Genomic DNA, 24,349 nt, shown 5'->3' with positions numbered 1-24,349 from the left:
CATTAGGGGATGAGCACGATCTTGCCGCGCGTGTGCCGGCGCATCAGGTCGCGATAGGCCTCGCGGACCTCGGTGAGCGGGTAGGTGGCGGCGATCGGTACCTCGAGATCACCCGCCGCCACCAGCTTCACGAGTTCGGTCAGCACCTCGACGGTCGCGGAGCCGACCATGCCCTCGGCCTTGACGCCGGTCCGCGCCGCGCCGGCGAAGTCGATGATGGTGTTGATCCGGTCCTTCGCCACGCCGAGCTCCAGCGCCAGGTCGAGGTAGCCGTCTCCGAAGTTGTCGACGAACGCGTCGACGCCGTCGGTCGCCACCTCGCGGATCCGGTCCAGCACGCCGTCGCCGTAAGCCACCGGGAGCACGCCGTGCTCGCGCAGCCACGCGTGATTGGACTCGCCGGCCAGCCCGATGACGGTGGCTCCGGCGTGGCGCAGCAACTGGACGGTCAGCGTGCCGACCCCGCCGGCGGCACCCGCGACGACGACCGTGTCGCCCGGACCGGCCCCGACGGCCCGCACGTTCGCGTGCGCGGTGGTGCCCGCGACGAACAGCGAACCGCCGACCTCCGACGGCACGGCCGGGTCTCGCGGCACGAGGTGCCCGGCGGGGACGACGACCAGCTCGGCGTGGCTGGCCCGGGTGTCCACCCAGCCGATCACTTCGTCACCGACCGACCAGCTGTGCACCCCGGAGCCGACCTCTTCCACGACCCCGGCCAGGTCGCTGCCCTGCCCGGACGGGAACGCCGCGGGCCACCGCTCGTGCAGCGCGCCGATCCGGATGGTGTTCTCACCGGGGTTGATCCCCGCGGCCCGCACGCGCACCAGCACCTCGCCGGCCGCCGGCGACGGCCTGGGTACCTCCCGCACCTCCAGCACATCGATGTCGCCGTAGTTGTCGAACCGCACTGCCTGGGGCATGTCGCCCCTCCTTCCGCGCTCCTTGTTCCGACCACCAGCAAACCGGAGCCGGAAGGCATGATCCATGCTGGAATCGCGCGAAAAAATATGCGATCGTCTCATGCGTGGACGTTCTGACCGACTTGTTGCAGCGCTCGCGCGCTCGCGGCGCCGCGTTCTCGCACTCGACGGCGCGCGGCGCATGGGGCGTCGAGTTCCCCACGGGTGCCAAGCTGGCGATCCACGGCATCCTCGGCGGCGAGGCGTTCGCGTGGACCGGCGACCCCGGCCGGTCCCGCCGGGTGCTGCCCGGCGACGTCGTCCTGATCCGCGGCCCGGTCCGGCAGTTCATGGCCCACACGCCGGGCGCCGACGTGGTGCCGTTCGCCTACCAGCTCTGCTCCACCTCGGCGGGAGGTGCGCGGCGGATGAAGTTCGGCGACGAGTCGGGTGACCCCACCACGTTCTTCTGCGGCGCGTACACCTTCGAAGGCGAACTCTGCGCCGGCCTGCTCTCCGGGCTACCGGACCTCACCGTGGTGCGCCCACGCGCCGGGTCGAGCCTCCGCGCGATCCTCGACGTGTTCGCCACCGAGATCCTCCGCGACGCACCGGGCCAGCAAGCGTTGCTGGACAGCCTGCTCGACGTCGTCCTCGTCCAGGCGCTGCGCGAACAGCTCACCGCCGACGTCCAGGCGGCGCCCGCGTGGTTCCGCGCAATGCACGATCCGGCGGTCGGCGCCGCATTGCGTGCCGTGCACGAAACCCCGGCCCGCGCCTGGACGGTCGCCGACCTCGCCGCCGAGGCATCTCTGTCACGCGCGACGTTCGCGCGCCGGTTCACCTCGCTGCTCGGCGTGGCCCCGCTGACCTACGTCACCGACTGGCGCATGGCGCTGGCGCGCGAGCAACTGCGAGAAGGCGACTCGAGCCTGGCCGCGATCGCGCATTCCCTGGGATACGCCACCGAATTCTCTTTCGCCGCCGCCTTCAAGCGCCACCACCACTCCCCGCCCGGCCGCTGGCGAACGTCCCAGGCGATCGCAGGATGAGCCGAAGGTCCGCGGAGCCGGGAAGAACCGACCGCGCTCATCGCGCACTCCCCCGCGGACGACGCTCCATCACCAGCAGCACATGGACTCGGATCAGCGGCCGTCTGGCAGGACGATCGGTGTGATCTCCGGGACGGGGCCCTCGCGAGCGGTCCGGGGAACCGCCCGCGAGGGATGGCCTCAGCGCCAGGTTTTGGTGTCCCAGAGAGCACGGTTGTCCGCCGAATAGATGACTACGTTGCTGTCCGGCTGGACATAAATCCAGTCGCCCGGATTACCCCAGGTTTTCGTGTCCCACAGCGCCACACCGTCACGGCTGTAGATGACCACGTTCCCGTCCGACTGGTAGCAGATCGACCAACCACCGTTGTAGGTCTTGGAGTCCCACCGCGGGCTTCCATCGACATAGACGACGAGGTTGCTGTCCCATTGGAACACGAATTCGGTCCGCTGGTTTTCCGCCCACAGGTCGAGGTAGAGCCAGCACCCGGCGGGCCAACCTGCGAAGTTCGCCCTGGGCGAGTTCGTCGCCTTCACGGCCTCTCGCATCGCCGGCGGCGCGTTCGCCGGCAGATCGGCCTCCGTGACCGGCACACCGTTCTTCACGGAGAGGTTCACATTCGGCTTTGCCGGCGCAGCATCGACCGCAACGGATGCCGACCCCGTCATCGCCACAGCAAGAGCCACCGTGACAGCCGCCCCTCGAAACAGACTCATGGAATTCCTCCAGTTGATCCGGAAAGTGAAAAGCCATACCGCAGCCGAGAAAGACCCCCTCCCCCTCATCCCCAGCTTACGATGCCCGGGGCATCCGTAAATCTGAGTTGATGGGAGCATCCCAAAGACGCCGTCCAGTTGTCAACAGCTGACCGCAGGCGCCCCGAGCATCAACTAAGATTGACGGCGTGCCTGACCGAGATGAACCAGCAGCAGGGTTGGCGGACCGGCTGGACCGGCTCTTCCGCACCATGCACCCCGCGGGCCGGGGCGAGTACAGCTACGAAGAAGTGGCCACCGCGATCCGCAACGAGGGCGTGCCGATCTCGCACACCTACATCTGGCAGCTGCGCAAAGGGCTGCGGGACAACCCGACGAAGCGGCACCTCGAGGGGCTGGCCAAGTTCTTCGGTGTGCGGCCGTCCTACTTCCTGGACGAAGACACCAGCGCTGTCGACAGCCAATTGGAGCTGTTGGCCGCGATGCGGGACCAGGACGTCCACAAGGTGGCCCTGCGCACCGCGGGCCTCTCCCCGGCCGGGCTCAAGGCGATCATGGGCATGATCGAGCACGCCAGGGCGATCGAAGGTCTGCCCCCATCCGCAGAGGGCGAGGAGTAGCACGGCATGGCCTGGAGACGGTTGCGCCACACAAGCCAGGCAAGGCTCGCGGGGTTCGAGCTGCCGAACCCGTTCTCGGTGAAGGCGTTGTGCGAGCAGATCTCCTGCAGCCGCCACCGGAAGCTGCACCTGCATCCGTTGCCGTTCGCCGCGTCGCCGGACTTGCCGTGTGGCGTGTGGATCGCCTTGGACGACTCCGACCACGTCTTCTACGCGAACGGCGCCAGCGCACTGCACCAGCAGAACATCATCCTGCACGAGCTCGGCCACCTGCTCTGCGACCACAAGACGGACGCCTCCCTGTTCGGCGACCTGGATCCGGACGTGGTCCGCCGGATCCTCATGCGCACCCGCTACTCGACGCCTCAGGAGGAAGAAGCCGAGATGGTCGCCGCGCTGATCCTCGAGCGGGCCGGCTGGGTGGCTCCGGAACCACCGCCCACCGAGACTTTGGGCAACCTCGCCGCCGTCTTCGACGTCGACCGGCGCCCATGACACTGGCCGTCGTCCTGTCGGTCATGTGGCTGGTCGTGCTGTGGCGCCTGCCGGGTCTCTGGGGCACCCCGCAGCGGCGGATCGGCACGATCGTGCTGCTTGCCGTCACCGCGTCCGCGACCACGCTGCACCTCGACATCCGCCCAGTGGTCGACCGGTTCTTCGGCGTGCCGGACCTGACGATCCTGCTCGGGCACGTTCTCGCACTGGTCACGATCACGACCACGCTGGAGCTGGCCGCCCTGGTCACCAACGCCGACCGTTCGAGGCGGAGTCCCCTGCGCCGGAGCCAGATCGCGCTCAGCGTCGCCATGGTCTGCCTGTGCGTCCTGTTCCCGGTGCTGCCCCGCCGCTTCGAGCAGCCCGACTTCGGCACCTCGCGCGGCGACGACATCAGGGTCTTCGCGTATCTCACGATCTTCCAGGTGTGCCTGGCCATCGGCATGGTCACCGGGCGGTCCTTCCTCGGCAGGCACTGGCGTTCGGCGCGGCCGGGCCCCCTGCGGACCGCGATGAAGCTGCTGTGGCTGGGCAGCACCCTCGTCCTCGGGTACGTCCTCGGCCGGAGCTGGGCGATCCTCACCCAGGGCTTCGGCCTCCACACGCCCGCGGACGACGTCATCCTGGTAACGGCCCGCTACCTCCTCCAGGCGTCCCTGCTCCTGGCCGGTGTGAGCGGCCTGATCCCGCTGGTCCACCGGCTCAGGAGGCTGGCCCGCAGACAGGCGGACTACCAACGGCTCCGCGGCTTGTGGACCACCCTCACCACGGCGGCGCCCGCCACCGTGCTCAGGCCGCCACCGCACCCCCTGGTCACCCTGCTGTCGATCCGGTCGACCGAGTTGCTGCTGTACCGGCGGGCCGTGGAGATCCGTGACGCGCAAGTGGAGCTGGCCGGCCGCGTCCCACCCGAGCTGCGCGACATGACGAAGACCGCCTTGCCCGAGGGCGACGAACTCGCACTCGACGCCTGCGTGCTGCTCGTAGCCCTGGAACTGGACCACGACCAGGCCACCATTTCGGATTCCGACGTGGTGTCCTGGTCCTCGGCCGTCGACCTCGACGGCGAGGTCGCGAGCCTGATGGCTCTCGCCTCACGCATGCGCGACCCAGTGGTCACCGGCGTCGCGGCCCAAGTCAGGTCGTGGGGACGTCCTTGAGGTCCGCGGCTACGAGGCAGCCCGGCCGGCTAAGTGTTCAGTTCAGAGCCAGAGGCTGAATCCAGCCCACCCGGGATCGAAGGTCCACTGAGGACATCGAGGCAGGCGTCGACGCGGCGGCGCAGCAACTCGGCCGTGGCCGGTGCGCCCGAACCTTCCGCCGGCAGCCGGAGGAGTTCGATGATGCCGCCCAGGACGAAATCCGCGAGCGTTGCCGGGTTCGGCAGGTGGTCGACGAGCCGGATGCACGCCGGGTGCAGGAGGTCGCGGTAGGCGTTCGCCGTCTGCTGCGACGCCGCGCTGGGGTAAAGGTTGCGGTAGAGCTCCGCGTGCCGGGCCGAGAACTCGCACAGGCGGTGGATCACCGCGCGCGGGTCTTCCCCGTCACCGGGGGTGAGCTCCCGGAACGAGGCCGCGACAGCCTGCGCGACGGCGTCGTCGCGGTCGCGGAAGTGCTGGTAGAAGACCTGCCTGCTCACGCCGGCGAGCTGGGTGATGTCGCTGACCGAGATCCGCTCCACCCGGCGTTGTTCGATCAGCTCGAACGCGGCCGACCGGAGCCGGTCGCGCACGCGCGCGGCCCGGGGATCGGCGCTGTCGGTGCGGGCGGGCGCCCGCAGACCCTCGTTCGTTGACACTTGTCAACGATAGCAGTAGCGTCCATTTTCAGCGACAGGTGTCAACGAAGCGAGGTGGCCGCCATGGCGCGTCCGGTCCGGATCGCGAACTTCTCCGGCGCGATGGGTGACAGGTTCTCCGCGTTCGAAGAGGCCGTCCAAGGCGATCCGGTGGACGTCGTGATCGGCGATTCGATGGCCGAGATCACCATGTCGATGGTCGTCGCCGGCTTCCACGGCAATCGCGAAGCCCGGCGCGAGTTCTTCTCCGAGTTCTTCCTCCGCCAGCTGCGTCCCCAGCTTCCCGCCCTCGCCGAGAAGGGGATCAAGGTCGTCACCAACGCCGGGATCTACCACCCGGCCGGGCTCGCCGAAGCGGTCCGCACCGAGGTCGCGGCGCTGGGCCTGTCCCTCAAGGTCGCGTACGTGACCGGCGACGACCTCACCGACACCGCGAAGGACCTGATCGCCGACGGGCAGCTGAACCACCTGGAAACCGGCGCCCCGCTGGAGATCGACGACCTGCTGGCCGTCAACGCCTACCTCGGCGGCTGGGGCATCAAGACCGCGCTCGACGAAGGCGCCGACATCGTCATCACCGGCCGGGTCGCGGACGCCTCCCTCGTCACCGGCCCCGCCGCGTGGTGGCACGGCTGGCAGCGCGGGGACCTGGACCGCATCGCCGGCGCGACCGCCGCCGCGCACATCATCGAATGCGGGCCGCAGGCCACCGGCGGCAACTTCGCCGGCTTCACCGGCATCGCCGACAACACCCTGCCCGGCTTCCCCATCGCCGAGGTCGACGAAGACGGCACCTTCGTGATCACCAAACGCGCCGGCGACGGCGGCGCGGTCACCGTCGACACCGTGACCGCGCAGCTGATGTACGAGATCCAGGGCCCGCGCTACCTCAACCCGGACGTCACCTGGCACACCGACTCCATCACGCTCGCCCAGGACGGGCCGGACCGCGTGCGCGTCACCGGCGCCCGCGGCAGCGCCGCCTCCGAGACGACCAAGGTCGGGGTCAACTTCCAGCGCGGCTACCGCGGCGCGACCTGGCTCTTCCCCACCGGCTTGGACGTCGACGCCAAGATCGACGTCCTCAAAGCCCAGGCCGAACGCGCTCGCCAGGACCACCCCGTGGACGAGCTGCACTTCTTCGTCTGCGGACAGCCGGTCCCCGATCCGAAGGACCAGTGGCAGGCCACGGTCGCCGTCCAGGTCACGGCCGCCGCGGCGGAGCAGAAGACGGTTTCGGGGTTCTTGAACCAGTTCTGCTCCTACGGCCTCGGCAGCATCCCCGGCTTCTACATCGACATGACCCAGATGTACTCCATGGGCGGCCGGCCGCGGATCGACTACTGGCCCGGGCTGGTCCGCCAGACCGACCTGCGCCACCAGGTCCACCTGCCCGACGGCCGGGTCCTCGACATCGCTCCCCCACCGGACACCGTCGTCTTCACCGGCCAGCCCGAAACCCCGGCGAGCCCCGCGGCTCCCTCCGGTCCCACCGCGACTGTCCCCTTCGGACAGCTCGTCTACGCGCGCACCGGCGACAAGGGGGCCAACGCCAACCTCGGCGTGTGGGCTCGAGACGATGCCGCGTGGCCATGGCTCGCGGGGTTCCTCACCGCCGACCGGCTCCGCGAGCTGCTGAACTGCCCGGAGGACGTGGCCATCGAGCGCTACGAACAGCCGAACCTGCACGGCATCTCGTTCGTGCTGCGCGGCTACTTCCCGCCCAGCGGCTCGGCGAACCTCGCGCTCGACCAGATCGGCAAGTCCCTGGGCGAGTTCCTCCGCGCCCGCCACGTCGACGTCCCGACCGCCCTGCTGCACTGACCGGAGAGTCCACAGTGGAAACCACCGACCCGCAGGCCCTGCGCGAAGCCATGCTCGAAGCCGTCGGAAAGCGGGCGACCGGCGACGAGTTCGACCCGCACGCCGAGCTCCGCGCCCTCCTCGCCCCGCTCGGCTTCACCCCCGAAGACAGCGGCGGCACCATCACCTTCCACAAGCGCGACCCGCTGATGCCCAGCAGCATCCGCATCGGCGGCGCCGCCGCCGTCGCGCTGGCCCAGCAGTCGGTGATCGCCGCGAAGCTGTGGCGGATGCGCACCGGCCTCGGCCAGGACATCACCGTCGACCTCGGCCAGGCCATCCGCCGCCTCGCCCCGGCGTCGGAGATGAAGTGGGAGACCCTCAACGGCTACCCCGCCGACATGCCCGACCGCAGCGTCTTCGCCTACTTCGGGTTCTACCCCACCCGCGACGGCCGCCGCGTCATCCCGCCGAACATCTACCCCGGCCTCAAGTCGAAGATGCTCGAAGTCCTCGACTGCGCCGACAACCCCGAAGCCCTCGGCCGCGCCATCGCCCGGCACACCGCCGACGAGCTCGAAGCGCTCGGCGAAGAGCACGGGATCGTGTTCGCCAAGGTCCGCAGCGTCGAGGAGTTCGTCGCCGAGCCGGTGTTCGAGCACCTCGCCTCCCGGCCCCTGATCGAAATCGAAAAGGTCGCCGGCACCCCGCCCGAACCACTGCCGGAATGGGGCACCCACCCCCTGTCCGGAATCCGCGCGCTCGGCATGGGCCACGTCATCGCCGGCGCCGGCATCGGCCGCTCCCTGGCTTCGCTCGGCGCGGACGTGCTCAACGTCTGGCGCGTCGCCGAGTTCGAGCAGGACCCCCTCATCGCCACGGCCAACGTGGGTATGCGCTCCACCCGCCTCAACGTCCGCGGGCCCGACGGCCGGGAAACCCTGCGTGCCCTGCTGCGCGACGCGGACATCTTCTTCGCCAACCGGCGACCCGGGCTGCTCACCGAACTCGGCGTCGACGCCGAACAGGCGTTCGCGGTGCGGCCCGGCCTCATCCACGTCACCGCCAGCTGCCACGGCGAAACCGGCCCCTGGGCCCGCCGCGTCGGCTTCGACCAGGTCGCCGGCACGGTCACCGGCATGGTCGCCGCCGAAGGCAGCCTCGACGCCCCGAAGCTGCCCCCGACATCGATCATCAACGACTACCTCGTCGCCTGGCTCGGCGCGACCGGCGCCATGGCCGCGCTGGCCCGCCGCGCCACCGAAGGCGGCAGCTACCGGGTCCACGTGTCCCTGACCCGGGCCGCGATGTGGGCGGTCACCCTCGGCTTCTTCGACTGGGACTACGTCCACCAGGCCGTCGGCAGCGGCGGCGACCACGAACTGCTCGACCCGCAGCTGTTCACCTCGCTCACGCCGCTGGGCATCTACCAGGGCGTCACCGAGAACATCACGCTGTCACGCACGCCGCACCACTACTCGAACGTGCTCTCCCCGCGCGGCGCCGACCAGCCGGTCTGGCTTCCGCGGCCGCAGCAGCCGGACGTCGCCGCGTTGGCCAAGATCCTGGGTCGCGGCTGAAAAGCTGCTCAGGTCACCTTGATGACGACCTTGCCCGCGGCGTGCCCGTTCTCGACGGTGGCGAGGGCAGCCGGGGCGTCGGACAGCGGGTGGACCGCCGTGATCGGAGGCGCGAGGACGCCGTCGAGCGCCAGCCGGGCGGCGCGCTCCAGGTTGTCGCGGTCGAGGCGGCGCTCGACGAACCGGCCGCCGATGTCGGGCACGGACTGATCGCCCACAGCGATGACGTCGCGGGGGTTGCGCGCCAGCGGGGCGACCGCCCGCAGCGAGGGACCGCCGACCAGGTCGACGATCCCGTCGAAGCCGCCGGGAGCCAGCTCACGGGCCGCGGCGACGACGTCCTCGGCGGTGTAGTCGACGAACCGCACCCCGGCGGCCTCGGCCGGCTCGCGTTTGGCGGCGCTGCCGGTGCCGACGACGTGCAGCTCGCGCGCCGCGGCCAGCCGGGCGACCGCGAGGCCGACCCCACCGCCGACGCCGTTCACCAGGATCGTGGCGCCGGCCGGCAGGCCGAGCTGGTCGAGCGCGTCCACCGCGGTCGTCCCGGCCACCGGCAGCGTCGCCGCCACGGTGGCGGACAGACCCGCCGGGATGCGCGCGGTGTTCGGCGCGGACAGCACCGTCGTCTCGGCGTAGGTGCCACCGCCGGTGAGCGCGAAGCCGAAGACCGCGTCCCCCACCTCGAGCCCGTCGACGTCCTCGCCCAGCGCGAGAACGGTGCCCGCGGCCTCCATGCCGAGCACGCGCGGGAACGGACGCCCGCCGTCGAGCCCGGGGACCAGGCCCGCGCGCACGAGGTGGTCGAGGGGGTTCACCCCGGCGACGTCGACCCGGATCAGCACCTCACCGCGACCGGGAGCGGGATCGGGGCGGTCGAAGAACTCCTGCACTTCGGGCCCGCCGTGCCTGCCGAAACCCCATGCCTGTCCCATTTTCCGTGCCTTCCGGGTGACCGGCCCGGTCCTTCCGGGCGCTACGGCCATCCTGACCGCTGACACCGGTGTCAGGGGCAACCGGCTGAGGCGCGGGTCACACCCGCGAAGTAATGTTCCCGGCGAGGAAAGGGGGCTTGCTGTGACCGCCGAGCCGTTCGAGGTCAGCGTCACCGAAGCCGAGATCGCGGACCTGCGGGACCGGTTGCGCCGGACGCGGTGGCCCGAGCCGGTGGACGACTGGTCACAGGGGCTGCCGCTGGCCTATGCGCAGGAGCTTTGCCGCAGCTGGGCCGAGGACTACGACTTCGGGTTCGCCGGACGGCTGAACGCCTTCCCGCAGTACCGCGACACCGTCGACGGGCTCGGCCTCCACTTCCTGCACGTCCGGTCGCCGGAGCCGGACGCCTTCCCGCTGGTCCTCACGCACGGGTGGCCCGGTTCGGTGCTCGAATTCCTGGACGTCCTCGGCCCGCTGACCGACCCGCGCGCGCACGGCGGGGACCCGGCGGACGCGTTCCACGTGGTCGCGCCGTCGCTGCCCGGGTACGGCTGGAGCGACAAGCCGGCGGCGATCGGGTGGGGCGTCACCCGCATCGCGCGCGCCTGGGACACGTTGATGGTTTCGCTGGGGTACCCGCGGTACGGCGCGCAGGGCGGCGACTGGGGTTCGGCGGTGTCCGGTGCGCTGGGCGAGGTGGCGCCCGAGCGGGTCGCCGGCGTGCACCTGAACCTGGGGTCCGTCGCGGCGGGCACGTTCGACGACCCGACCCCCGCGGAGCGGGCGAACCTCGAAGCCGAGCACGAGTTCCGGCGGACCGGCCGGGGGTACTGGAAGTTCTGGGCCTGGACCGACCACGAAGGTCACCCCGGGGACGCGTTGCCGCGGCAGAAGATCCTCGACGAGATCTCGGTCTACTGGTTCACCGCGTCGGCGACGTCGTCGGCACGCCTGTACTGGGAGAGCTTCGCTCACTTCCGGGACAAGGTCACCGCGCCGGCCGGGCTGTCGGTCTACCCGCGCGACATCACGCGCCCGTCGCGGCGGGAGGCCGAGCTGCGGTTCACCGACCTGCGCTGGTTCGAGGAACTGCCGCACGGTGGCCACTTCGCCGCACTGGAGCAGCCGGCGTCGCTGGTCGAGCAGGTACGCGGGTTCTTCCGCCTCGTCCGCTGACCGTCCGGACGCCCGGTCGTCACCCGCCGGGCGGCCCGGCCAGCTCCCGGGCGTGCTCCCGGGTTTCGTCGGTCATCGGGAAGAAGCATTCGATGCGCAGCTCCTGCAGGGTCACGTCCTGGGGCGTGCCCAGCGTCGTCACCGTGGAGAAGTAGTCGAAGCGCCGGCCACCCCGCTCGTACCGGATCGGCACGATCGGGAGGACGGGCGCCGTCGCGTCCAGCGCCCGCAGGTGCGCCGGCACGTCCGGGTAGTCCAGCACTTCGCCCAGGATCCGCTGGGCCCGCTCGTCCAGGACACCCCCGATCGCTTCGCGCCGGGCCCGCCGCACCAGCGCTTCGGCCACCTCCGGCCAGTTCGTCACGTGGGGTCGCACGCCGTCCGGGTGGAACATCCGGCGAAGCACGTTCGCCGCCCCCGGCGGGCCCGCCGGCCGCCCGTCCTGGAGGAAGGCGAAGAACCGGCGGGCGGCGGAGTTGGTGTGCCGGATGTCCCAGCTGCGGTCCATCACCAGCGCCGGGAACGGTTCCTGCTGGGCGAGAATGGTCTCCAAGGCGTCTCGCACCGCGGCCAGGGCCGGTGCGTCCAAGGCGGACTCCGGGTACTCCGGGGCGAAGCCGGCGCTGAGCAGCAAGGTGTTGCGCTCGCGCAGCGGGACGTCCAGGACCTCCGCGAGCTTCAGCACCATGGCGCGGCTCGGGTTGGCCCGTCCCGTTTCGACGAAGCTCAGGTGGCGGATCGACACGGCGGCCTCGGCGGCCAGCGCCAGCTGGCTCAGCCGCCGGGTACCGCGCCACTGTTTCAGCAGGAGACCGACGTCAGGCACCCGCCGAGTATCCCGTCTTCCAGGCGTGCGGCACCACCGCGTCCTCCAGCGGTGGCCAGGCGAGGTTGGCCGTGTAGTTCGTCATCGCCGAGATCGCCACGCCGGTGATCACCTCGAAGACCTGTTCCCCGGTGAAGCCCGCCGCCGTGAACGCGGCCACCTCCGCGGCCTCGACGTGCCCCTTCCGCTCGATCAGCGACCGGGTGAAGGCCGACAACGCCGCCATCCGCTCGTCCGCGGGCCGCTCGCCCCGCCGGATCGCCTCGACCACGGCGGGTTCGACGCCGTCCTGCAGCGACTCCAGCGTGTGGAACGCCACCGCCCACTCGCTGCGGTTGGCGACGGCGTTGGACAGCAGCAGGACCTGCCGTTCGTCCGGGCCGAACGTGCCCCCGCCCCGGAAGTGGCTGAAGGCGGCGAAGAAGGTGTTGATCAGCGCCGGCGAGTTGGCCATGAGGCCGGCCGCGGCGGGCACGAACCCGAAAGCGCCTTCAAGCACCCTGAGCGGCTCCTTCGCGGCGTCGGCGGCGGTGTCTGCGGTGTGGAGCTGGTAACTGGTCATGGTCTCGAGTTTGCCGGGCGGGGTGCGGCGAACCAATTCCCTCGGAGGTAAACATCGCCACGCGGCACGCGCGGGCGTGCGACAATCGGCCGATGGGATTCAGTTCGGCCGGGCGAGCCAGGACGTCCACTTTGGACATCGCGTACGAGCAGGCGGGCCCGGCCGGCGGTCCGCCGGTCATCCTGCTCCACGGCTTTCCCTACGACGTGCGGTCGTTCGACGAAGCCGCGCCCCGGCTGGCGGCTCGGGGCGCCCTCGTCCTCGCCCCCTACCTCCGGGGCTTCGGCGCGACGACGTTCCGCGAGGAATCGACGATGCGGTCGGGACAGCAGGCCGCGCTGGGGCACGACCTCGTCGAGTTCATGGACGCGCTCGAGATCGGCTCCGCGGTCCTCGCCGGTTACGACTGGGGAGGCCGGGCCGCCTGCGTCACGGCCGCTCTGCACCCGGAGCGGGTCACCGGGCTGGTCACCGTGGACGGCTACAACATCCAGGACATCGCCGCCGCGAACGACCCCACGAGGCCGGACTGGGAGCAGGCCTTCTGGTACCAGTTCTACTTCCATTCGGAGCGTGGCCGCCGCGGGCTCGACCGGAACCGCGAAGAACTCTGCTCGTTGTTGTGGCGCAGCTGGTCGCCGAAGTGGGAAGGGGCGGGGGCCGCCTTCGCGGCGAGCGCGGCGAGCTTGCACAATCCCGACTTCGTCGACGTGGTTATCCATTCGTACCGGCACCGCTACGGCCTGGCCGAAGGCGATCCCCGCTACCAGCGGACGGAAGACCTCCTCGCGAAGCAGCCGCCGATCACCGTGCCGGCCGTGCTGCTGGAAACGGGCGCCGACGGTCTCCCGGGCCCGAGCCCGGCCGGCGACCGGGCGTTCTTCACCGGGCCGTATGAACACCGGCTCCTGCGGGACGTCGGGCACAACCCGCCCCAAGAGGCGCCGCGGGAGTTCGCGGACGCGGTGGAGGCACTCCTCAGCGCAACGCCCTGAAGAAAGCCGTGAACCAGTAGACGCTGATGTTCGTCAGCAGCTGGTCCTTGGTGAACCGGCGTTCGACGTCTCCGTCGCAGTCGCTCCACCGGCGGAACTCCTCCACGATCCAGGACGCGAGCCCCGCCGGAGAATCGTTGAGCGACGCGGCCCGGGTCTGCGGCTTGGTGGCCTGGATCGCGCCGTACCCCACCTCGGACGCCCGCCACCGCTCGGCGTCGGGCTCACCAACCCGACCCTAGCCCTCAGCCCGCTGCGCGGAGGATCGTTTCGGCCACCACCTCCGGGTGCACCAGCGGAACGGCGTGCGTGGAGTCGACCTCCACAACGGTGGAGCCGGCTCGCTCGGCCATCCACCGCTGCGCTTCGGCGGGAATGGACCTGTCCTGTGTGGACACCACGGCCCACGACGGCAGGGCGTGCCAGCTGGCGGCGTCCGCGAAGCTGCCTTCGAGGGTGACCGGGTCGAACGGCTTCTGGGCCACGGCAAGGATCTCACGGTCCCGCGCACTGGCGTCGCCAGCGTAGACCTCCCCGAACTTGTCGGGCCGGAGGTAGATCTCCGCGCCGCCGGGGTATTCGCGCACGACGAGGTTGTCCGGAATGAGCAGGCTGCCCGGGAACTTCCCGTTGAGCGCGCCCGCCGTCTCCCCCGCGTCCTGCTGGAACGCCGTGACGAACACGAGCGATCGGACGGCTTCGGTCAAGGCAGCGGGAGACGAGATCACCGACCCGGCGTAGGAGTGGGCGGCGACCACGAGCGGGCCGGTGAGCGTGCCCAGGAACCGCCCGAGGTAGGCGATGTCGCCGTCGAAGTCGCGCATCGGCAACGAAGGCGCGATGACGGTGTGCCCGGCGTCCTGCAGGTGCACGGAGACGCGGCGCCACACCGAAGCATCGGTCAGGGCGCCGTGGACGAGAACGAAGGTCGGCTGGTTCATGTCCTCAGTTTCGGCTCCGCGCCAAGCTCGCGGACAGTGGCAGTCCTGCCGACTATCGAAACCATCCCGCCAACGGGCTCAGCCGCCGTCGAAGGTGAACGATCTCCGGTGTTCGCGGGGCGAAACGTTCGTCGCGCGCCGGAACTGCACCCGCAGGTTGGTCGCCGTGCCGAAGCCGACGCGGCGCGCGATATCCTCTATGGACAGGTCCGAGCTCTCCAGGAGTTCCTTGGCCCGCAAGACGCGCTGGTCACGCAGCCAGGTCAGCGGCGGCACCCCGGCCTTCTCGCGGAAGCGCCGGTGGAACGTCCGCTCCGACATGGCGAACCGGGTGGCCACGTCCTTCACCGACAGGGTCTGCTCCAGCGACACGAGCATCCACTGCTGGGCCCGCGCGATGACGTCGTCGCCGGGCGGGACGACCGCCTTCTCCACGAACTGCCGCTGCCCGTCCGCCGGGCGCGGGGCCATCACGATGCGCCGGGCGACGTGCCGCGCGGCCGCCGGTCCGAGGTCGGCGTTCAGCAGGTGCAGGCACAGGTCCACGCCGGCGGTCACGCCGCCGGAGGTGAGCACCGACGCGGTTCCCGCCACGAGCACCGACTGGTCGACAGTCAGCGCGGGAAACCGCTCGGCGAGGTCCGCGCACAGCGACCAGTGGGTCGTCACGGTCAGCCCGTCGAGGACACCGGCACGCGCCAAGGCGAACGCCCCGGAGCAGATGGACACCATTCGGACGCCCCGCCGGTGCGCACCGGCGAGAGCCCGCAGCAGCGACCCGGGCAGCTCACGCTCCACGGCGTCGGCGTAGCCCGGCACGACGATCGTGTCCGCCCGGCGCAGCAGCTCCAGCCCACCGTCCGGAAGCACCGTGGTGCCCCCGGCCACCGGCACGGGACCGCCACCCACGGACACCGTCACGAGGTCGTACGCCTCCGGCGCCTCGCGGCCGAACACGTGCACCGGGATCGCGTAGTCGAGGGGCAGGACGTGCTCGAGCAGGACGACGACCATCCGGTGCCGGGTCACCGCAGGGCCCGGAAGAAGCCGGTGACGTCGCGGGCGAGCAGTTCGGGTTCTTCGTGGGCGGCGAAGTGGCCGCCGCGGGGCATCGTCGTGTACCTCGTGACGTGGTACGTGCGTTCCGCCCAGCTGCGCGGCGGCTGGGTCAGGTCGGCCGGGAACAGCGCGACGGCGGTCGGCACCTCGACCCGCTCGACCCGGCGGGTCAGGTGCTCCCCGTACTCGTAGTACGGCCGGAACGACGTCGAGATGGTGTTGGTGAACCAGTACAGCGACGCCTGCGTCAGCAGGAAGTCGTCGCTGAACCGCGAGGACAGGTCACCGCCGCTGTCGCTCCACGCGCGGTACTTCTCGACGATCCAGGCGAGCAGCCCGGCCGGCGAGTCGCTCAAGCCGTAGGCCAGGGTGACCGGCCGGGTGCTCTGCTGGTGCTGGTAGGCGCCTTCCCGCGCCGACCAGGTCGCCACCGAGTCGAGGTAGGCCTTCTCCGGCTCGGTGAGGCTTTCGTCGTCGTAGGCGACCGGCCCGGCGACGGCCATCAGGTGGATCCCGGCCAGCGCCTCGGGATGGGCTTCGGCCAGCCGGGAGGTGATGCCCGCGCCCAGGTCCCCGCCGTGCGCCGCGTACCGGGAGAAGCCCAGTTCCTCACTCATGAGCAGGTGCCACAGTTCATGGGTCTGCACGGGGTCCGCGAGCGAAGGGCGTTGCGGGGAGAAGGCGAAACCGGGCAGCGACGGGACGATGACGGTGAAGGAGTCCGCCGCCGAACCACCGTGCTCGGACGGCGTGGCCAGCCGCTGGGCGAACTCGGTCAGCTCCAGGAACGAGCTGGGCCACCCGTTGGTCAGCACGATCGGCAAAGCGTCCGGGGCCTCGCCGTCGAACCGCAGGTAGTGCACCGGCGTCCCGGCGATGTCCGCGAACCGGTGGGGCAGGGCGTTGATGGCGGCTTCGTGCGCACGCCAGTCGTAGCCGGACGCCCAGTGATCGACCAGCCGCCGCAGCTCGCCGGGATCGGTGCCCGCCGACCAGCCGGGTACCGGCCACGGAGCCGGCCAGCGCGTGCCGGCCAGCCGGGTCCGCAGCTCGCCGAGTTCGGCGTCGGTGACCGCGAGCACGGGCCTATCGGACATCATTTTCTCCTCGAGTTCACAGCGAGCCGTCCGGGCCGGGCAGTTCGACAGCCGGATCGATGGCCGCCCGCGCCGCCTCCCGGGACCGCGGCCCGGTCGCCAGCAGGGCGTGCATGATCATCCCTTCGAGCAGCGCGTCCAGGCGTGCGGCGGCTTCCGGGCCGACGAACCGGGCGAGCACCTCCTGGCTGCTCCTCGTCCACGCCTCGGCCAGCACGCGGAGCCCGGGGTCGCGCAGGGCCGCCAGGTGCAGCTCGAATCCGAGCACCGCGCTGCGCTGCCGGGCCGGGCTCGCGTGGACGAGGTCGACCAGCACCTCGACGAACTCCTCGCGGGTCCCGACGTCGTCGAAGAGCCTCTCGAACACCGTGGCCTGCAGCTCGACGAAGCGCGCAAACGCCTGCGCCTGCAGTTCGGCCAAGCCGGCGAAGTGGTAGGTGACCGAGCCGAGCGGCACGTCGGCCCGGGCGGCGACGTGCCGGTGCGTCATCCCGGCGATCCCGCGCTCCACCAGGACGTCCAGCGCGGCGTCGAGAATGCGGATCCGGCGGTCGGGATCATGCCGGCGGGGTCGCCGGCCGGCGGTCCGGTCCCGCACTCCGGGGAGAGCCATAAGAACAAATGTACACACCGTCGTCGGCAGCCGCGTCGGGAGACCGAGGCGCGACGAGTTCAGCCGTCACGTCCCAGAGCCGGCCGGCCAGCTCCTCGTCGAGGCCGTTCTTGCCCGCCCGGCCGAGGGTCGGATCGCCGCGAAGGCCACCGAGACCGCCGGGCCCGACGTAGGCGTTGCCGGGAACGTCCTGGGTCGCGGCATAGAGCAGCGACAACGCACCCCGCTCGGGCGAATTGGTGAGGAACGGGACCCGGTTGACGATGTCCGACCGCGAGTGGGCGGCCAGGCCGGTGCGGGCGATCCCCGGGCTGGCGAGCACCGAGCGGACCGCGCTGCCCTGGGCGTCGAGGCGGCGCTGCAGCTCCAGGGAGTGCAGCACGACGGCGAGCTTCGACGCCCGGTAGGCGGCCATCCCGTGGTACGGGCGGGTGCGCCAGTCCAGGTCGGTCAGGTCGATCCGGCCCTGGCGGTGCAGCTGGCTCGTGACGTGCACGACCCGGTCGGTGACGTGCCCGAGCAGCAGGTTCGTCAGCACGAACGGGCCGAGGTAGTTGGTCGCGGTCTGCCGGTCGAAGCCGTCCGCCGTCCGCGCGGCGGGGATGTCCATGACGCCGGCGTTGTTGATCAGCACGTCGAGGTCACCCGACCAGGCGGCGGCGAAGGCGCGCACCGAGCCGAGGTCGGCCACGTCCAGCGGCCGGACGTCGAAGCGGCCGGGCAGCCCGGCGACGGCACGCCGGCCCCGCTCGAGGTCGCGCACGCCGAGCACAGCCCGGGCGCCAGCCCGCGCCAGCGCCCGGGCCGTGATCAGGCCGAGTCCGCGACCGGCGCCGGTGATCACCACGGTCCGGCCGGTGAGGTCCGGGATTTCGTTTTCTGTCCATTTCGTCTTGGTCATGCAGCCAGTGAACGGACCGCGGCCCGGACGAGGAAGGACGCGCTCAGCCACTGACCGGCAGGTCGTGGTTGAGCGACGCCGGGATCGCGACAATGAGGTCATGGAACGCACGTTCGACGCCGCCACGCTCGGCGCCTTCCTGCGCACCCGGCGGGCGGCGTTGCAACCGGAAGACGTCGGGCTTCGGCGCGGGCCACGCCGGCGCGCGCCGGGCCTGCGGCGGGAAGAGGTCGCGGAGCTGTGCAGCATGTCCGCGGACTACTTCGCCCGCCTGGAACGCGGCGACGGGCCGCAGCCTTCCGAGCCGATGCTCGCGGCCGTCGCCCGGGGCCTGCGGCTCACCCCCGACGAACGTGATCACCTGTTCCTCCTGGCGGGTTACCGCACGGCCCGCCGCGACCTGCGGGCCGGGCACGTGAGCCCGGGCCTGATGCGCGTCATGGACCGCATCGCCGACACCCCGGCCCAGATCATGGGTCCGCTGGGCGAGACGCTGCTGCAGACCCCGTCCGCGGTCGCGCTGCTCGGCGAGCAGACGCGGTACACCGGCCACGCCCGCAGCGCGCCGTTCCGCTGGTTCACCGATCCGGCCGCCCGCGAGCGGTACCACCCCGCCGACCACGCCGGGAACAGCCGCGTCAACGTCGCCCAGCTGCGCGCGGCGGTCACCCGCGACGGCCCCGGTTCGCCCGCCGCGGACCTCGTCGCGGCCCTGCGCGCCACCAGCGGCGAATTCGACCGGCTGTGGGAACGTCACGAAGTGGGCCTCCGGCTCAGCGGGACCAAGCGGTTCGTCCACCCCGAAATCGGCCGGCTCGACCTCTACTGCCAGCTCCTGCTCGAACCCGACGAGGGCCAGTCACTGCTCATCTTCACCGCCACCCCGGGTACCGCGGACCAGGAAAAGCTCGCGCTGCTCACGGTGCTCGGCACCGAACAGTTCACCGTCGGAACCGAATGACGCCGGCCGGGCGATCGGCCTGACCGCGCCCCACGGCCACGAGCGCGGTCACCGCCACCAGCAGGGAGCCCGCGGCCGCCCCCACCACGACGAGCACCGGGCCGAGGCTCGCGCTCAGCGTTCCCGCCACCGCGCTGCCGGCCGGGAAGCCGAGCGCGGAGATCGCCGTCCGGGCGCCCATGACGCTGCCGCGGAGCGCGGCCGGGGTCAGGCGCTGGACCAAGGTGCGCTCGACCGCGAAGTACGGTCCCCAGCACGCGCCCGCCACCGCGACCAGCACGACGGCCGGGACGAGCGCCGCGGTGGTGGTCAGCAACGCGAAGGGCACCGTGCCGGCCAGGACGATGGCCGGCAAGCGCCACTTCGGGCGCAGGCGGGTCACGAGCGGCACGCCGACGACCACGCCCGCCAAGCCGCCGGCACCGGCCGCGCCCACCAGCAGCCCGTAGCCGACCGGACCGGTGTGCAGGACCTCCCGGCTCAACACCGGGTACAGGACCTCGGCCATCCCGCCGAGGAAGAGGAACCCGCACGTGGCCACCGAAGTCCAGAACACGACGGGCAGCCGCAGGATGGCGCCGAACCCGGGCCGCGTGCCGTCGGCGGGCACCGGCGCGATGACCGGCAGGGCGAAGCACAGCGCGCTCATCACGAAGAAGCTCGCCGCGTCGGCAACGAGCGCGACCGGCGCCGTGGCCGCCGCGACGAGCGCTCCGGCCAGCGGCGGCCCGAGGACCGCGGCGGCCTCCCAGTTGGTGGCCAGCGCCGTGTTCGCGGCGTCCAGTTCGGACACCGGGACCAGCCGGGGCACGACAGCGCTCTCGGCGACTTCGGTCAGCACCGACACCACGGCGGCACCGGCCGATAGAACACAAAGGACAGTCACGCTGAGGCCGCCGAGCGACCACAGCACCGGAACGAGTCCGATGAGGACACCGCGGACAGCGTTGTCCCAGCCGAGCAACAGCCGCGGCGGCACCCGGTCCAGCAGGCGCCCGGCGACGGGTCCGGCCACGATCCGGGGAAGGCCCTGGCACAGCACGACCAGCCCCAGCTCCGCGGGACCCGCGATGTCCAGCACCAGCCAGGAGATCGCCACCACCGTGACGACGTCTCCGGCGCGGGAGATCAGCATGCCGAGCCAGAACCGGCGGAACGGCGGATTTCCTTTCAGCACAACGAAAGCACGCACACCGTAACTCCCCTGGTTGCCGGATGCCGCGTCGGAGGAACACCCTGGCAATCCGGACCCGGTCGATTAAAGCGCCGATTTCCGCGAATCGCCGGCCGCGAGGCTCGCCTCGGCGGCCCGGCGTGCCCGCGCCGAGGCCGCCGTTCTCCCCGCGGGAACGCGCGGCGCCGCGGGCGTGGTGTACAGTGAGTGGTGTCCGAGAGTATTCAGTGCGCAAGTGGTCGAACCCGCGCCTTCCTCGGCCCTCAATCCAGCCGATCACCGAGCCACTTCGGCGGCTGAAACCGGCGGAACCACCCCCGGTGACCAGCGCACCCGCTCCGGTGGCGCCCACGAAAGGATCCCCGATCACCACTTCCACGATGGACAGCTCGCTGTTCAGCCACCCCCTCGACGAAGAGCCCCGGCCCGAGGCGCTCACCGCGCCCCAGGAGAGCCGGTACGGCAGCCTGTTCCTCCAGCCGGTGTACACGCCGTCGGCGGCCTTCGAACCCTCGCCCGGCGCGAACGGACGCCCGGAAGCGGAGAACGCACGGGCGCACGACCCGTCCGGACGCCGCGCCCGCCGCCGCTGACCCCGGCCGGCCGTGGCGGGGTGTTTCCGACCTCCAAGACGGCCGGCGCGCAGTGGCGGCGCCTTCGCACCGGCGCCGGGCCGCGAAAACGGTTCCGCGACCCGGCCCCAGTGCCGGGGGTCAGCCGGTCTGCACCAGGCTGAAGTCGTCGACGTTCACCCAGTTGCCCGCGTTCGCGTCGGAGAACACCCCCACCTGGATCGACCCGTTCGTCACCGCAATGCCGGAGACGCTCACCTTCGTCCAGTTGCCGAGCGGCTGGCTGATCGACGTGCTCAGCTCACCCGCGCCGAAGTTCTTCGCGAAAAGGGTCGCCTTCTTCTGCCCGCCGCTGCCCTTCACCCACGCCGACAGCGTGTAGGTGCCGTTCGGCAGGGCGATGTTCTGGTACCTGCTGGCGTTGTAGGCGGCCGACGAACTCTGCGCGAACGCCCACCGTCCGGTGTGGCCGCCCAGCTTGTTGCTGTTCACCGCACCGCCCGTGGTGGTCCAGCCGGCGAGGTCGTTCTGGGCCACCCGGTCGGCCTCGGCGCCCGGGTTGAGGACGTGGTTGTTGCCGCGCCCGGCCGCCCACGTCCCCGCCGCCGCGTCGACGGTCCACTGGTTCAGCGAGTGGAACACCGGCGTGGTTCCGCTGAAGGTGACCGGCACCCAGTCGTTGTACCCGATGCCGTTGCCGGCGAAGTCGCTCCAGCGATCACCGCCGAACATCACGAACGAACCCTGCGAGCCGGTCACCGTGAACGCCAGGCCGGTCTGCGTCACGTGCGAGAAGTCGGCGTCCGTCCCCTGCAGCACGAATTCCGCCGAGTACGGGCCCATGATGTTCTTCGCGCTGATGCAGTACGTGTGGGACGCGTTCCAGCCGTGCAGGTCGGAGGAACAGAAGTAGTACGTCCCGCCGTACTTGAACATGATGTTGCCCTCGCGCCCGCCCGCCGAACTGTTGTAGACGTTCTTGGCCGGGTCGACCTGGAGGAAGTCCGAAGCCCGCAACGTCGAGACGTACAGGTGCGACCGGCCGCTCTTGTTGCTGTAGATCAGGTACGCCTTGCCGTCGTCGTCGGTGAAGACCGACTGGTCGCCGGACATGCCGGTGGAGACACCGCTGATGCTCGACTGCGTGCCCGCCCGGGTGAACTTGCCGTTCGGCGTGCTGCTCGTGGCGAACACCAGCCCGCTGTCCAGCTGCGAGACCAGCACGAACTTGCCGGTGTTCGGGTTGCGTGCCACGCCGATCCGGCCGACCCAGGCACCGCCGAGGTCGGCGGCGGTCAGCGCATTGCCTTCGAACTTCCAGTTCGCCAGGTCGGTCGACGAATAAATGGTGATCGCGCTCAGCGACGTGTCACTGTTCTTCCCGCCCGCCGGGTTGCCGGCGTAGCTCACCGCGCCGTTGTACTTGGCCCCGTACCAGTAATACGTACCGCCGACCTTAAGGACACCGCCGCCCTGGGAGTAGATCGGGGTGCCCGAGGTGTCCTTCCAGAACACGTCGTTCTGGATCGTGACGGACGCGGCCGCGGCGGTGCGCGGGGTGGCCGCGCCGGCACCGGTCGCGCCACCGACGGACGTCAGCGCGACGGAGAGGGGCAGCAGGATCGAAGCGAGCGTTCGCCGGAAGTTCTTTTTCAGCACTTCATGACCTCCGCGATGAGGAGCACTGGGCGATCCATCCGTGGCAGGCATGCGCACCCGGCCGCCTGGAGCAGGACTCGACAGGACCGGTGACGTTGGGAGCGCTCCCAGCGTAACACGCGGTCGCCGTGCCGGAAACCTCTCGTTCACACCGAAGTCGCCCTTCGCCGGAGTGGACCACTCATCGAGTAAGCGCTTTCCCGAGACCGCCGCCGAGACCCGGAGTTGACAGCGCGAACCAGCTTGCTCCAGGCTTATTGGCATTCTGTCAGTAACTCTGGAGTGCCCGATCCGGGAGGCCGCGTGCCGGACGAAGGCCCGATCTCGCTGCGCCACCGGCTCGCCGGGCTGACCCGCCCGGTCCGGCCGCCCACCGGCGACGGCGTGCCCTGGCAACCCGACCTGCCCACCGGACGCATGCTGACCCTGCCCGGGCGAGGCAGCGTGTTCGTGCGCGACAACCTGCACGACGGCTCGCTCCGGGGCCACCCGGTCCTGCTGCTCCACGGCTGGACGCTCTCGCTGGACACCACCTTCTACGGCCTGATGCCCAGCTTGGCGCGCCGCTACCCCTTCGCGGGATTCGATCAACGCGGCCACGGCCGCACGCTTCTCGACGCCCGCCGCTTCACCGTCCCGGATCTGGCCGCGGACGCCCTGGCCGTGCTCGACGAGCTGGGCATCGAGAAGGCCATCGTCTGCGGGTTCTCCCTCGGCGGCCCGGTCGGCCTGCACCTGGCCGTCGCCCGCCCGGACCGCGTTGCCGGACTGGTGCTGTCGGCCGCCGCGCTCAGCTACACCCAAACCCGGCGTGACCGGCTCTTCTGGCGCGCCGTCGCCGTGAGCGGACGGCTCCCCGGCGTCGGTGCCGGGACATCGGCCGCCGCCCGCTACTTCGGAGCCAACCGGCGCGTTCCGGAGTTCGAGGCCCGGTGGCCGTGGCTCCGGCGCGAACTCGCGCGAGCCCCGCTGTCCCAGCACCTGGCCACCGGACGGGCGGTGGCCGGCTACGACCTGCGCGGCCAGCTCGCCCCGCTCCGGGCGATCCCCGCCACGGTCGTCATCACCGAAGGTGACGCGGTCTGCCCACCGCGCCGGCAACGCCAGCTCGCCGGGCAGCTCGGCGCGCACTCGATCCCGGTCCCGTTCGACCACGACTTCCCGGTCGCGCGGCCGGCGGCCTTCGGCGAGGCGATGCTCCGGGCCGTCGACGACATGCAGGCCTGAGCGCGCCCGCAGCACTCGTAGCGGCCGGACCACCCGGGGGGTTACGTTGGTCGCGCGATGGTTGAGAAGGCAGCCGTCTTCCGCGGCAACTCGGGGAGACCGGCATGAGCAGTGACCAGGACTGGCAGCGCGACAAGGAAGAGTTCGTCGCCGACCGCGAGCCCCATCAGGCCGCGCCCGGGCCCTTGGCCGAGCGGTTCGCCCAGCTGACCCGCACCCTGCTCGTCGCGCCGACCGTGGAAGACGTGCTCGAACGCGTCCTCGAAGCCACGACAGTGATGGTCCCGGCCGCCGACCTCGCCAGCTTCACCCTGCTCGACGCCGACGGCCACTTCCACACCCCCGCGGAAACCGACGAGGTCGCCATCGAACTCGACCGGCGGCAATACCGGTTCCGGGAAGGCCCCTGCGTCGAAGCCGCCGACCCCGGTGGCCCCGCCGTCGCGATCGCCCCCGACCTCACCACCGAACCACGCTGGCCCCAATGGGCCCCGGCCGCCACCCAGCTCGGCATGGGCTCCGTCGTCTCCACCGCCCTGATCAGCGGACCACCCCGCGGCGAATCCCACGGCGCCCTCAACGTCTACTCCCGCTCCCGGCACGGCCTGGACGCCGCCGACCGCGACGTCCTGCTGCTCCTCGCGACCCACGCCTCCCTCGCCCTGGCCGCCACCGACGCCGTCACC

Annotated in this window: 26 protein-coding genes; 12 read left to right on the top strand and 14 right to left on the bottom strand. The window is 71.2% G+C overall.

Translation table 11 applies throughout. The features are described 5' to 3' along the window. Nucleotides 1-2: 2 nt before the first annotated feature. The gene (locus tag C2L58_RS47215; protein WP_103344153.1) at nt 3-923 is read right to left on the bottom strand and encodes an NADP-dependent oxidoreductase; all 921 of its coding nucleotides are present in this window, start codon (nt 921-923) and stop codon (nt 3-5) included. 104 nt (nt 924-1,027) lie between these two features. Here C2L58_RS47215 and C2L58_RS47210 point away from each other — a divergent pair, with 104 nt between their 5' ends. Next, the gene (locus C2L58_RS47210; protein WP_103344152.1) at nt 1,028-1,954 is read left to right on the top strand and encodes an AraC family transcriptional regulator; all 927 of its coding nucleotides are present in this window, start codon (nt 1,028-1,030) and stop codon (nt 1,952-1,954) included. A 180-nt stretch (nt 1,955-2,134) separates the two neighbouring features. On the opposite strand, the gene C2L58_RS47205 is transcribed toward C2L58_RS47210, so the two are convergent. After that, nucleotides 2,135-2,671, bottom strand: coding sequence for a hypothetical protein (locus C2L58_RS47205; RefSeq protein WP_146073849.1), 537 nt, complete (start codon nt 2,669-2,671; stop codon nt 2,135-2,137). 188 nt (nt 2,672-2,859) lie between these two features. Between C2L58_RS47205 and C2L58_RS47200 the strand changes: the two genes are divergently transcribed. Genes C2L58_RS47200 through C2L58_RS47190 form a run of 3 tightly spaced genes read left to right on the top strand, consistent with a single transcriptional unit; the run spans nt 2,860 to nt 4,946 of the window. Beyond that, nucleotides 2,860-3,291 carry a helix-turn-helix transcriptional regulator gene (locus C2L58_RS47200; protein ID WP_103344150.1) on the top strand — a complete coding sequence of 144 codons (432 nt, stop codon included), beginning with the start codon at nt 2,860-2,862 and terminating at the stop codon, nt 3,289-3,291. 6 nt (nt 3,292-3,297) lie between these two features. Beyond that, complete coding sequence (locus C2L58_RS47195; protein ID WP_199191769.1) at nt 3,298-3,786, top strand: hypothetical protein; 489 nt, start codon at nt 3,298-3,300, stop codon at nt 3,784-3,786. Next, nucleotides 3,783-4,946 carry an MAB_1171c family putative transporter gene (locus C2L58_RS47190; RefSeq protein ID WP_103344149.1) on the top strand — a complete coding sequence of 388 codons (1,164 nt, stop codon included), beginning with the start codon at nt 3,783-3,785 and terminating at the stop codon, nt 4,944-4,946. Before C2L58_RS47195 ends, C2L58_RS47190 begins: the two co-directional genes overlap by 4 nt. 29 nt (nt 4,947-4,975) lie before the next feature. Here C2L58_RS47190 and C2L58_RS47185 read toward each other — a convergent pair whose 3' ends face one another. Next, nucleotides 4,976-5,584: a TetR/AcrR family transcriptional regulator gene (locus C2L58_RS47185; RefSeq protein WP_233226334.1), complete on the bottom strand. Its 609-nt coding sequence runs from the start codon at nt 5,582-5,584 to the stop codon at nt 4,976-4,978. 63 nt (nt 5,585-5,647) lie between these two features. On the opposite strand from C2L58_RS47185, the gene C2L58_RS47180 reads away from it, so the two are divergent. Both C2L58_RS47180 and C2L58_RS47175 read left to right on the top strand, forming a co-directional pair. Then, nucleotides 5,648-7,408 (top strand): acyclic terpene utilization AtuA family protein, encoded by a 1,761-nt coding sequence (locus C2L58_RS47180; RefSeq protein ID WP_199191768.1) that lies wholly within the window; start codon nt 5,648-5,650, stop codon nt 7,406-7,408. A 14-nt stretch (nt 7,409-7,422) separates the two neighbouring features. Next, nucleotides 7,423-8,967, top strand: coding sequence for a CoA transferase (locus C2L58_RS47175; protein ID WP_103344147.1), 1,545 nt, complete (start codon nt 7,423-7,425; stop codon nt 8,965-8,967). A gap of 8 nt (nt 8,968-8,975) precedes the next feature. Here C2L58_RS47175 and C2L58_RS47170 read toward each other — a convergent pair whose 3' ends face one another. After that, nucleotides 8,976-9,899 (bottom strand): quinone oxidoreductase family protein, encoded by a 924-nt coding sequence (locus C2L58_RS47170; protein WP_103344146.1) that lies wholly within the window; start codon nt 9,897-9,899, stop codon nt 8,976-8,978. Between the two features lie 142 nt (nt 9,900-10,041). Here C2L58_RS47170 and C2L58_RS47165 point away from each other — a divergent pair, with 142 nt between their 5' ends. Next, entirely contained in the window at nt 10,042-11,076 is a 1,035-nt protein-coding gene (locus C2L58_RS47165) for an epoxide hydrolase family protein (protein WP_103344145.1), read from the top strand. 19 nt (nt 11,077-11,095) lie between these two features. On the opposite strand, the gene C2L58_RS47160 is transcribed toward C2L58_RS47165, so the two are convergent. Together C2L58_RS47160 and C2L58_RS47155 are read right to left on the bottom strand one after the other, a co-directional pair. After that, on the bottom strand, nt 11,096-11,902 hold the full coding sequence (locus C2L58_RS47160) for a helix-turn-helix domain-containing protein (protein WP_103344144.1): 807 nt from the start codon (nt 11,900-11,902) through the stop codon (nt 11,096-11,098). Continuing rightward, nucleotides 11,895-12,464, bottom strand: a complete 570-nt coding sequence (locus C2L58_RS47155; protein WP_103344143.1) for a carboxymuconolactone decarboxylase family protein — start codon at nt 12,462-12,464, stop codon at nt 11,895-11,897. Before C2L58_RS47155 ends, C2L58_RS47160 begins: the two co-directional genes overlap by 8 nt. A 92-nt stretch (nt 12,465-12,556) precedes the next feature. Between C2L58_RS47155 and C2L58_RS47150 the strand changes: the two genes are divergently transcribed. Then, nucleotides 12,557-13,459 carry an alpha/beta fold hydrolase gene (locus C2L58_RS47150; protein ID WP_103344142.1) on the top strand — a complete coding sequence of 301 codons (903 nt, stop codon included), beginning with the start codon at nt 12,557-12,559 and terminating at the stop codon, nt 13,457-13,459. On the opposite strand, the gene C2L58_RS47145 is transcribed toward C2L58_RS47150, so the two are convergent. From C2L58_RS47145 to C2L58_RS47120, 6 genes are all read right to left on the bottom strand, one after another. After that, nucleotides 13,443-13,652 carry a hypothetical protein gene (locus tag C2L58_RS47145; protein ID WP_199191767.1) on the bottom strand — a complete coding sequence of 70 codons (210 nt, stop codon included), beginning with the start codon at nt 13,650-13,652 and terminating at the stop codon, nt 13,443-13,445. The two genes, C2L58_RS47150 and C2L58_RS47145, sit on opposite strands and share 17 nt — an antisense overlap. Nucleotides 13,653-13,704: 52 nt before the next feature. Continuing rightward, nucleotides 13,705-14,400, bottom strand: a complete 696-nt coding sequence (locus C2L58_RS47140; protein ID WP_103344141.1) for an alpha/beta fold hydrolase — start codon at nt 14,398-14,400, stop codon at nt 13,705-13,707. A 78-nt stretch (nt 14,401-14,478) separates the two neighbouring features. Further along, nucleotides 14,479-15,429: a GlxA family transcriptional regulator gene (locus tag C2L58_RS47135; protein WP_233226333.1), complete on the bottom strand. Its 951-nt coding sequence runs from the start codon at nt 15,427-15,429 to the stop codon at nt 14,479-14,481. After that, nucleotides 15,426-16,556 carry an epoxide hydrolase family protein gene (locus C2L58_RS47130; RefSeq protein WP_233226332.1) on the bottom strand — a complete coding sequence of 377 codons (1,131 nt, stop codon included), beginning with the start codon at nt 16,554-16,556 and terminating at the stop codon, nt 15,426-15,428. Before C2L58_RS47130 ends, C2L58_RS47135 begins: the two co-directional genes overlap by 4 nt. A 16-nt stretch (nt 16,557-16,572) precedes the next feature. After that, entirely contained in the window at nt 16,573-17,169 is a 597-nt protein-coding gene (locus tag C2L58_RS47125; RefSeq protein ID WP_103344139.1) for a TetR/AcrR family transcriptional regulator, read from the bottom strand. After that, nucleotides 17,114-18,070 (bottom strand): SDR family NAD(P)-dependent oxidoreductase, encoded by a 957-nt coding sequence (locus C2L58_RS47120; RefSeq protein ID WP_103344138.1) that lies wholly within the window; start codon nt 18,068-18,070, stop codon nt 17,114-17,116. Before C2L58_RS47120 ends, C2L58_RS47125 begins: the two co-directional genes overlap by 56 nt. Before the next feature lie 100 nt (nt 18,071-18,170). Between C2L58_RS47120 and C2L58_RS47115 the strand changes: the two genes are divergently transcribed. Next, nucleotides 18,171-19,031: a helix-turn-helix transcriptional regulator gene (locus C2L58_RS47115; protein ID WP_103344137.1), complete on the top strand. Its 861-nt coding sequence runs from the start codon at nt 18,171-18,173 to the stop codon at nt 19,029-19,031. Here the strand turns inward: C2L58_RS47115 and C2L58_RS47110 are convergent. Then, nucleotides 19,012-20,223 carry an MFS transporter gene (locus C2L58_RS47110; protein ID WP_146073848.1) on the bottom strand — a complete coding sequence of 404 codons (1,212 nt, stop codon included), beginning with the start codon at nt 20,221-20,223 and terminating at the stop codon, nt 19,012-19,014. The genes C2L58_RS47115 and C2L58_RS47110 overlap by 20 nt on opposite strands. 362 nt (nt 20,224-20,585) lie before the next feature. On the opposite strand from C2L58_RS47110, the gene C2L58_RS47105 reads away from it, so the two are divergent. After that, nucleotides 20,586-20,798: a hypothetical protein gene (locus C2L58_RS47105; RefSeq protein WP_103344135.1), complete on the top strand. Its 213-nt coding sequence runs from the start codon at nt 20,586-20,588 to the stop codon at nt 20,796-20,798. A 120-nt stretch (nt 20,799-20,918) separates the two neighbouring features. On the opposite strand, the gene C2L58_RS47100 is transcribed toward C2L58_RS47105, so the two are convergent. Next, nucleotides 20,919-22,436, bottom strand: coding sequence for a family 43 glycosylhydrolase (locus C2L58_RS47100; protein ID WP_233226331.1), 1,518 nt, complete (start codon nt 22,434-22,436; stop codon nt 20,919-20,921). 303 nt (nt 22,437-22,739) lie between these two features. On the opposite strand from C2L58_RS47100, the gene C2L58_RS47095 reads away from it, so the two are divergent. Both C2L58_RS47095 and C2L58_RS47090 read left to right on the top strand, forming a co-directional pair. Next, on the top strand, nt 22,740-23,663 hold the full coding sequence (locus C2L58_RS47095) for an alpha/beta fold hydrolase (RefSeq protein WP_103344134.1): 924 nt from the start codon (nt 22,740-22,742) through the stop codon (nt 23,661-23,663). A gap of 104 nt (nt 23,664-23,767) precedes the next feature. Continuing rightward, on the top strand, nt 23,768-24,349 hold a 582-nt coding region (locus C2L58_RS47090; protein WP_103344167.1), incomplete at its 3' end, for a GAF domain-containing protein.

The organism is Amycolatopsis sp. CA-126428 (genome assembly GCF_002904335.1).
GTDB lineage: Bacteria > Actinomycetota > Actinomycetes > Mycobacteriales > Pseudonocardiaceae > Amycolatopsis.
The sequence above is the reverse complement of the archived record's forward strand: the minus strand, read 5'-3'. Positions and strand labels throughout refer to the sequence as shown.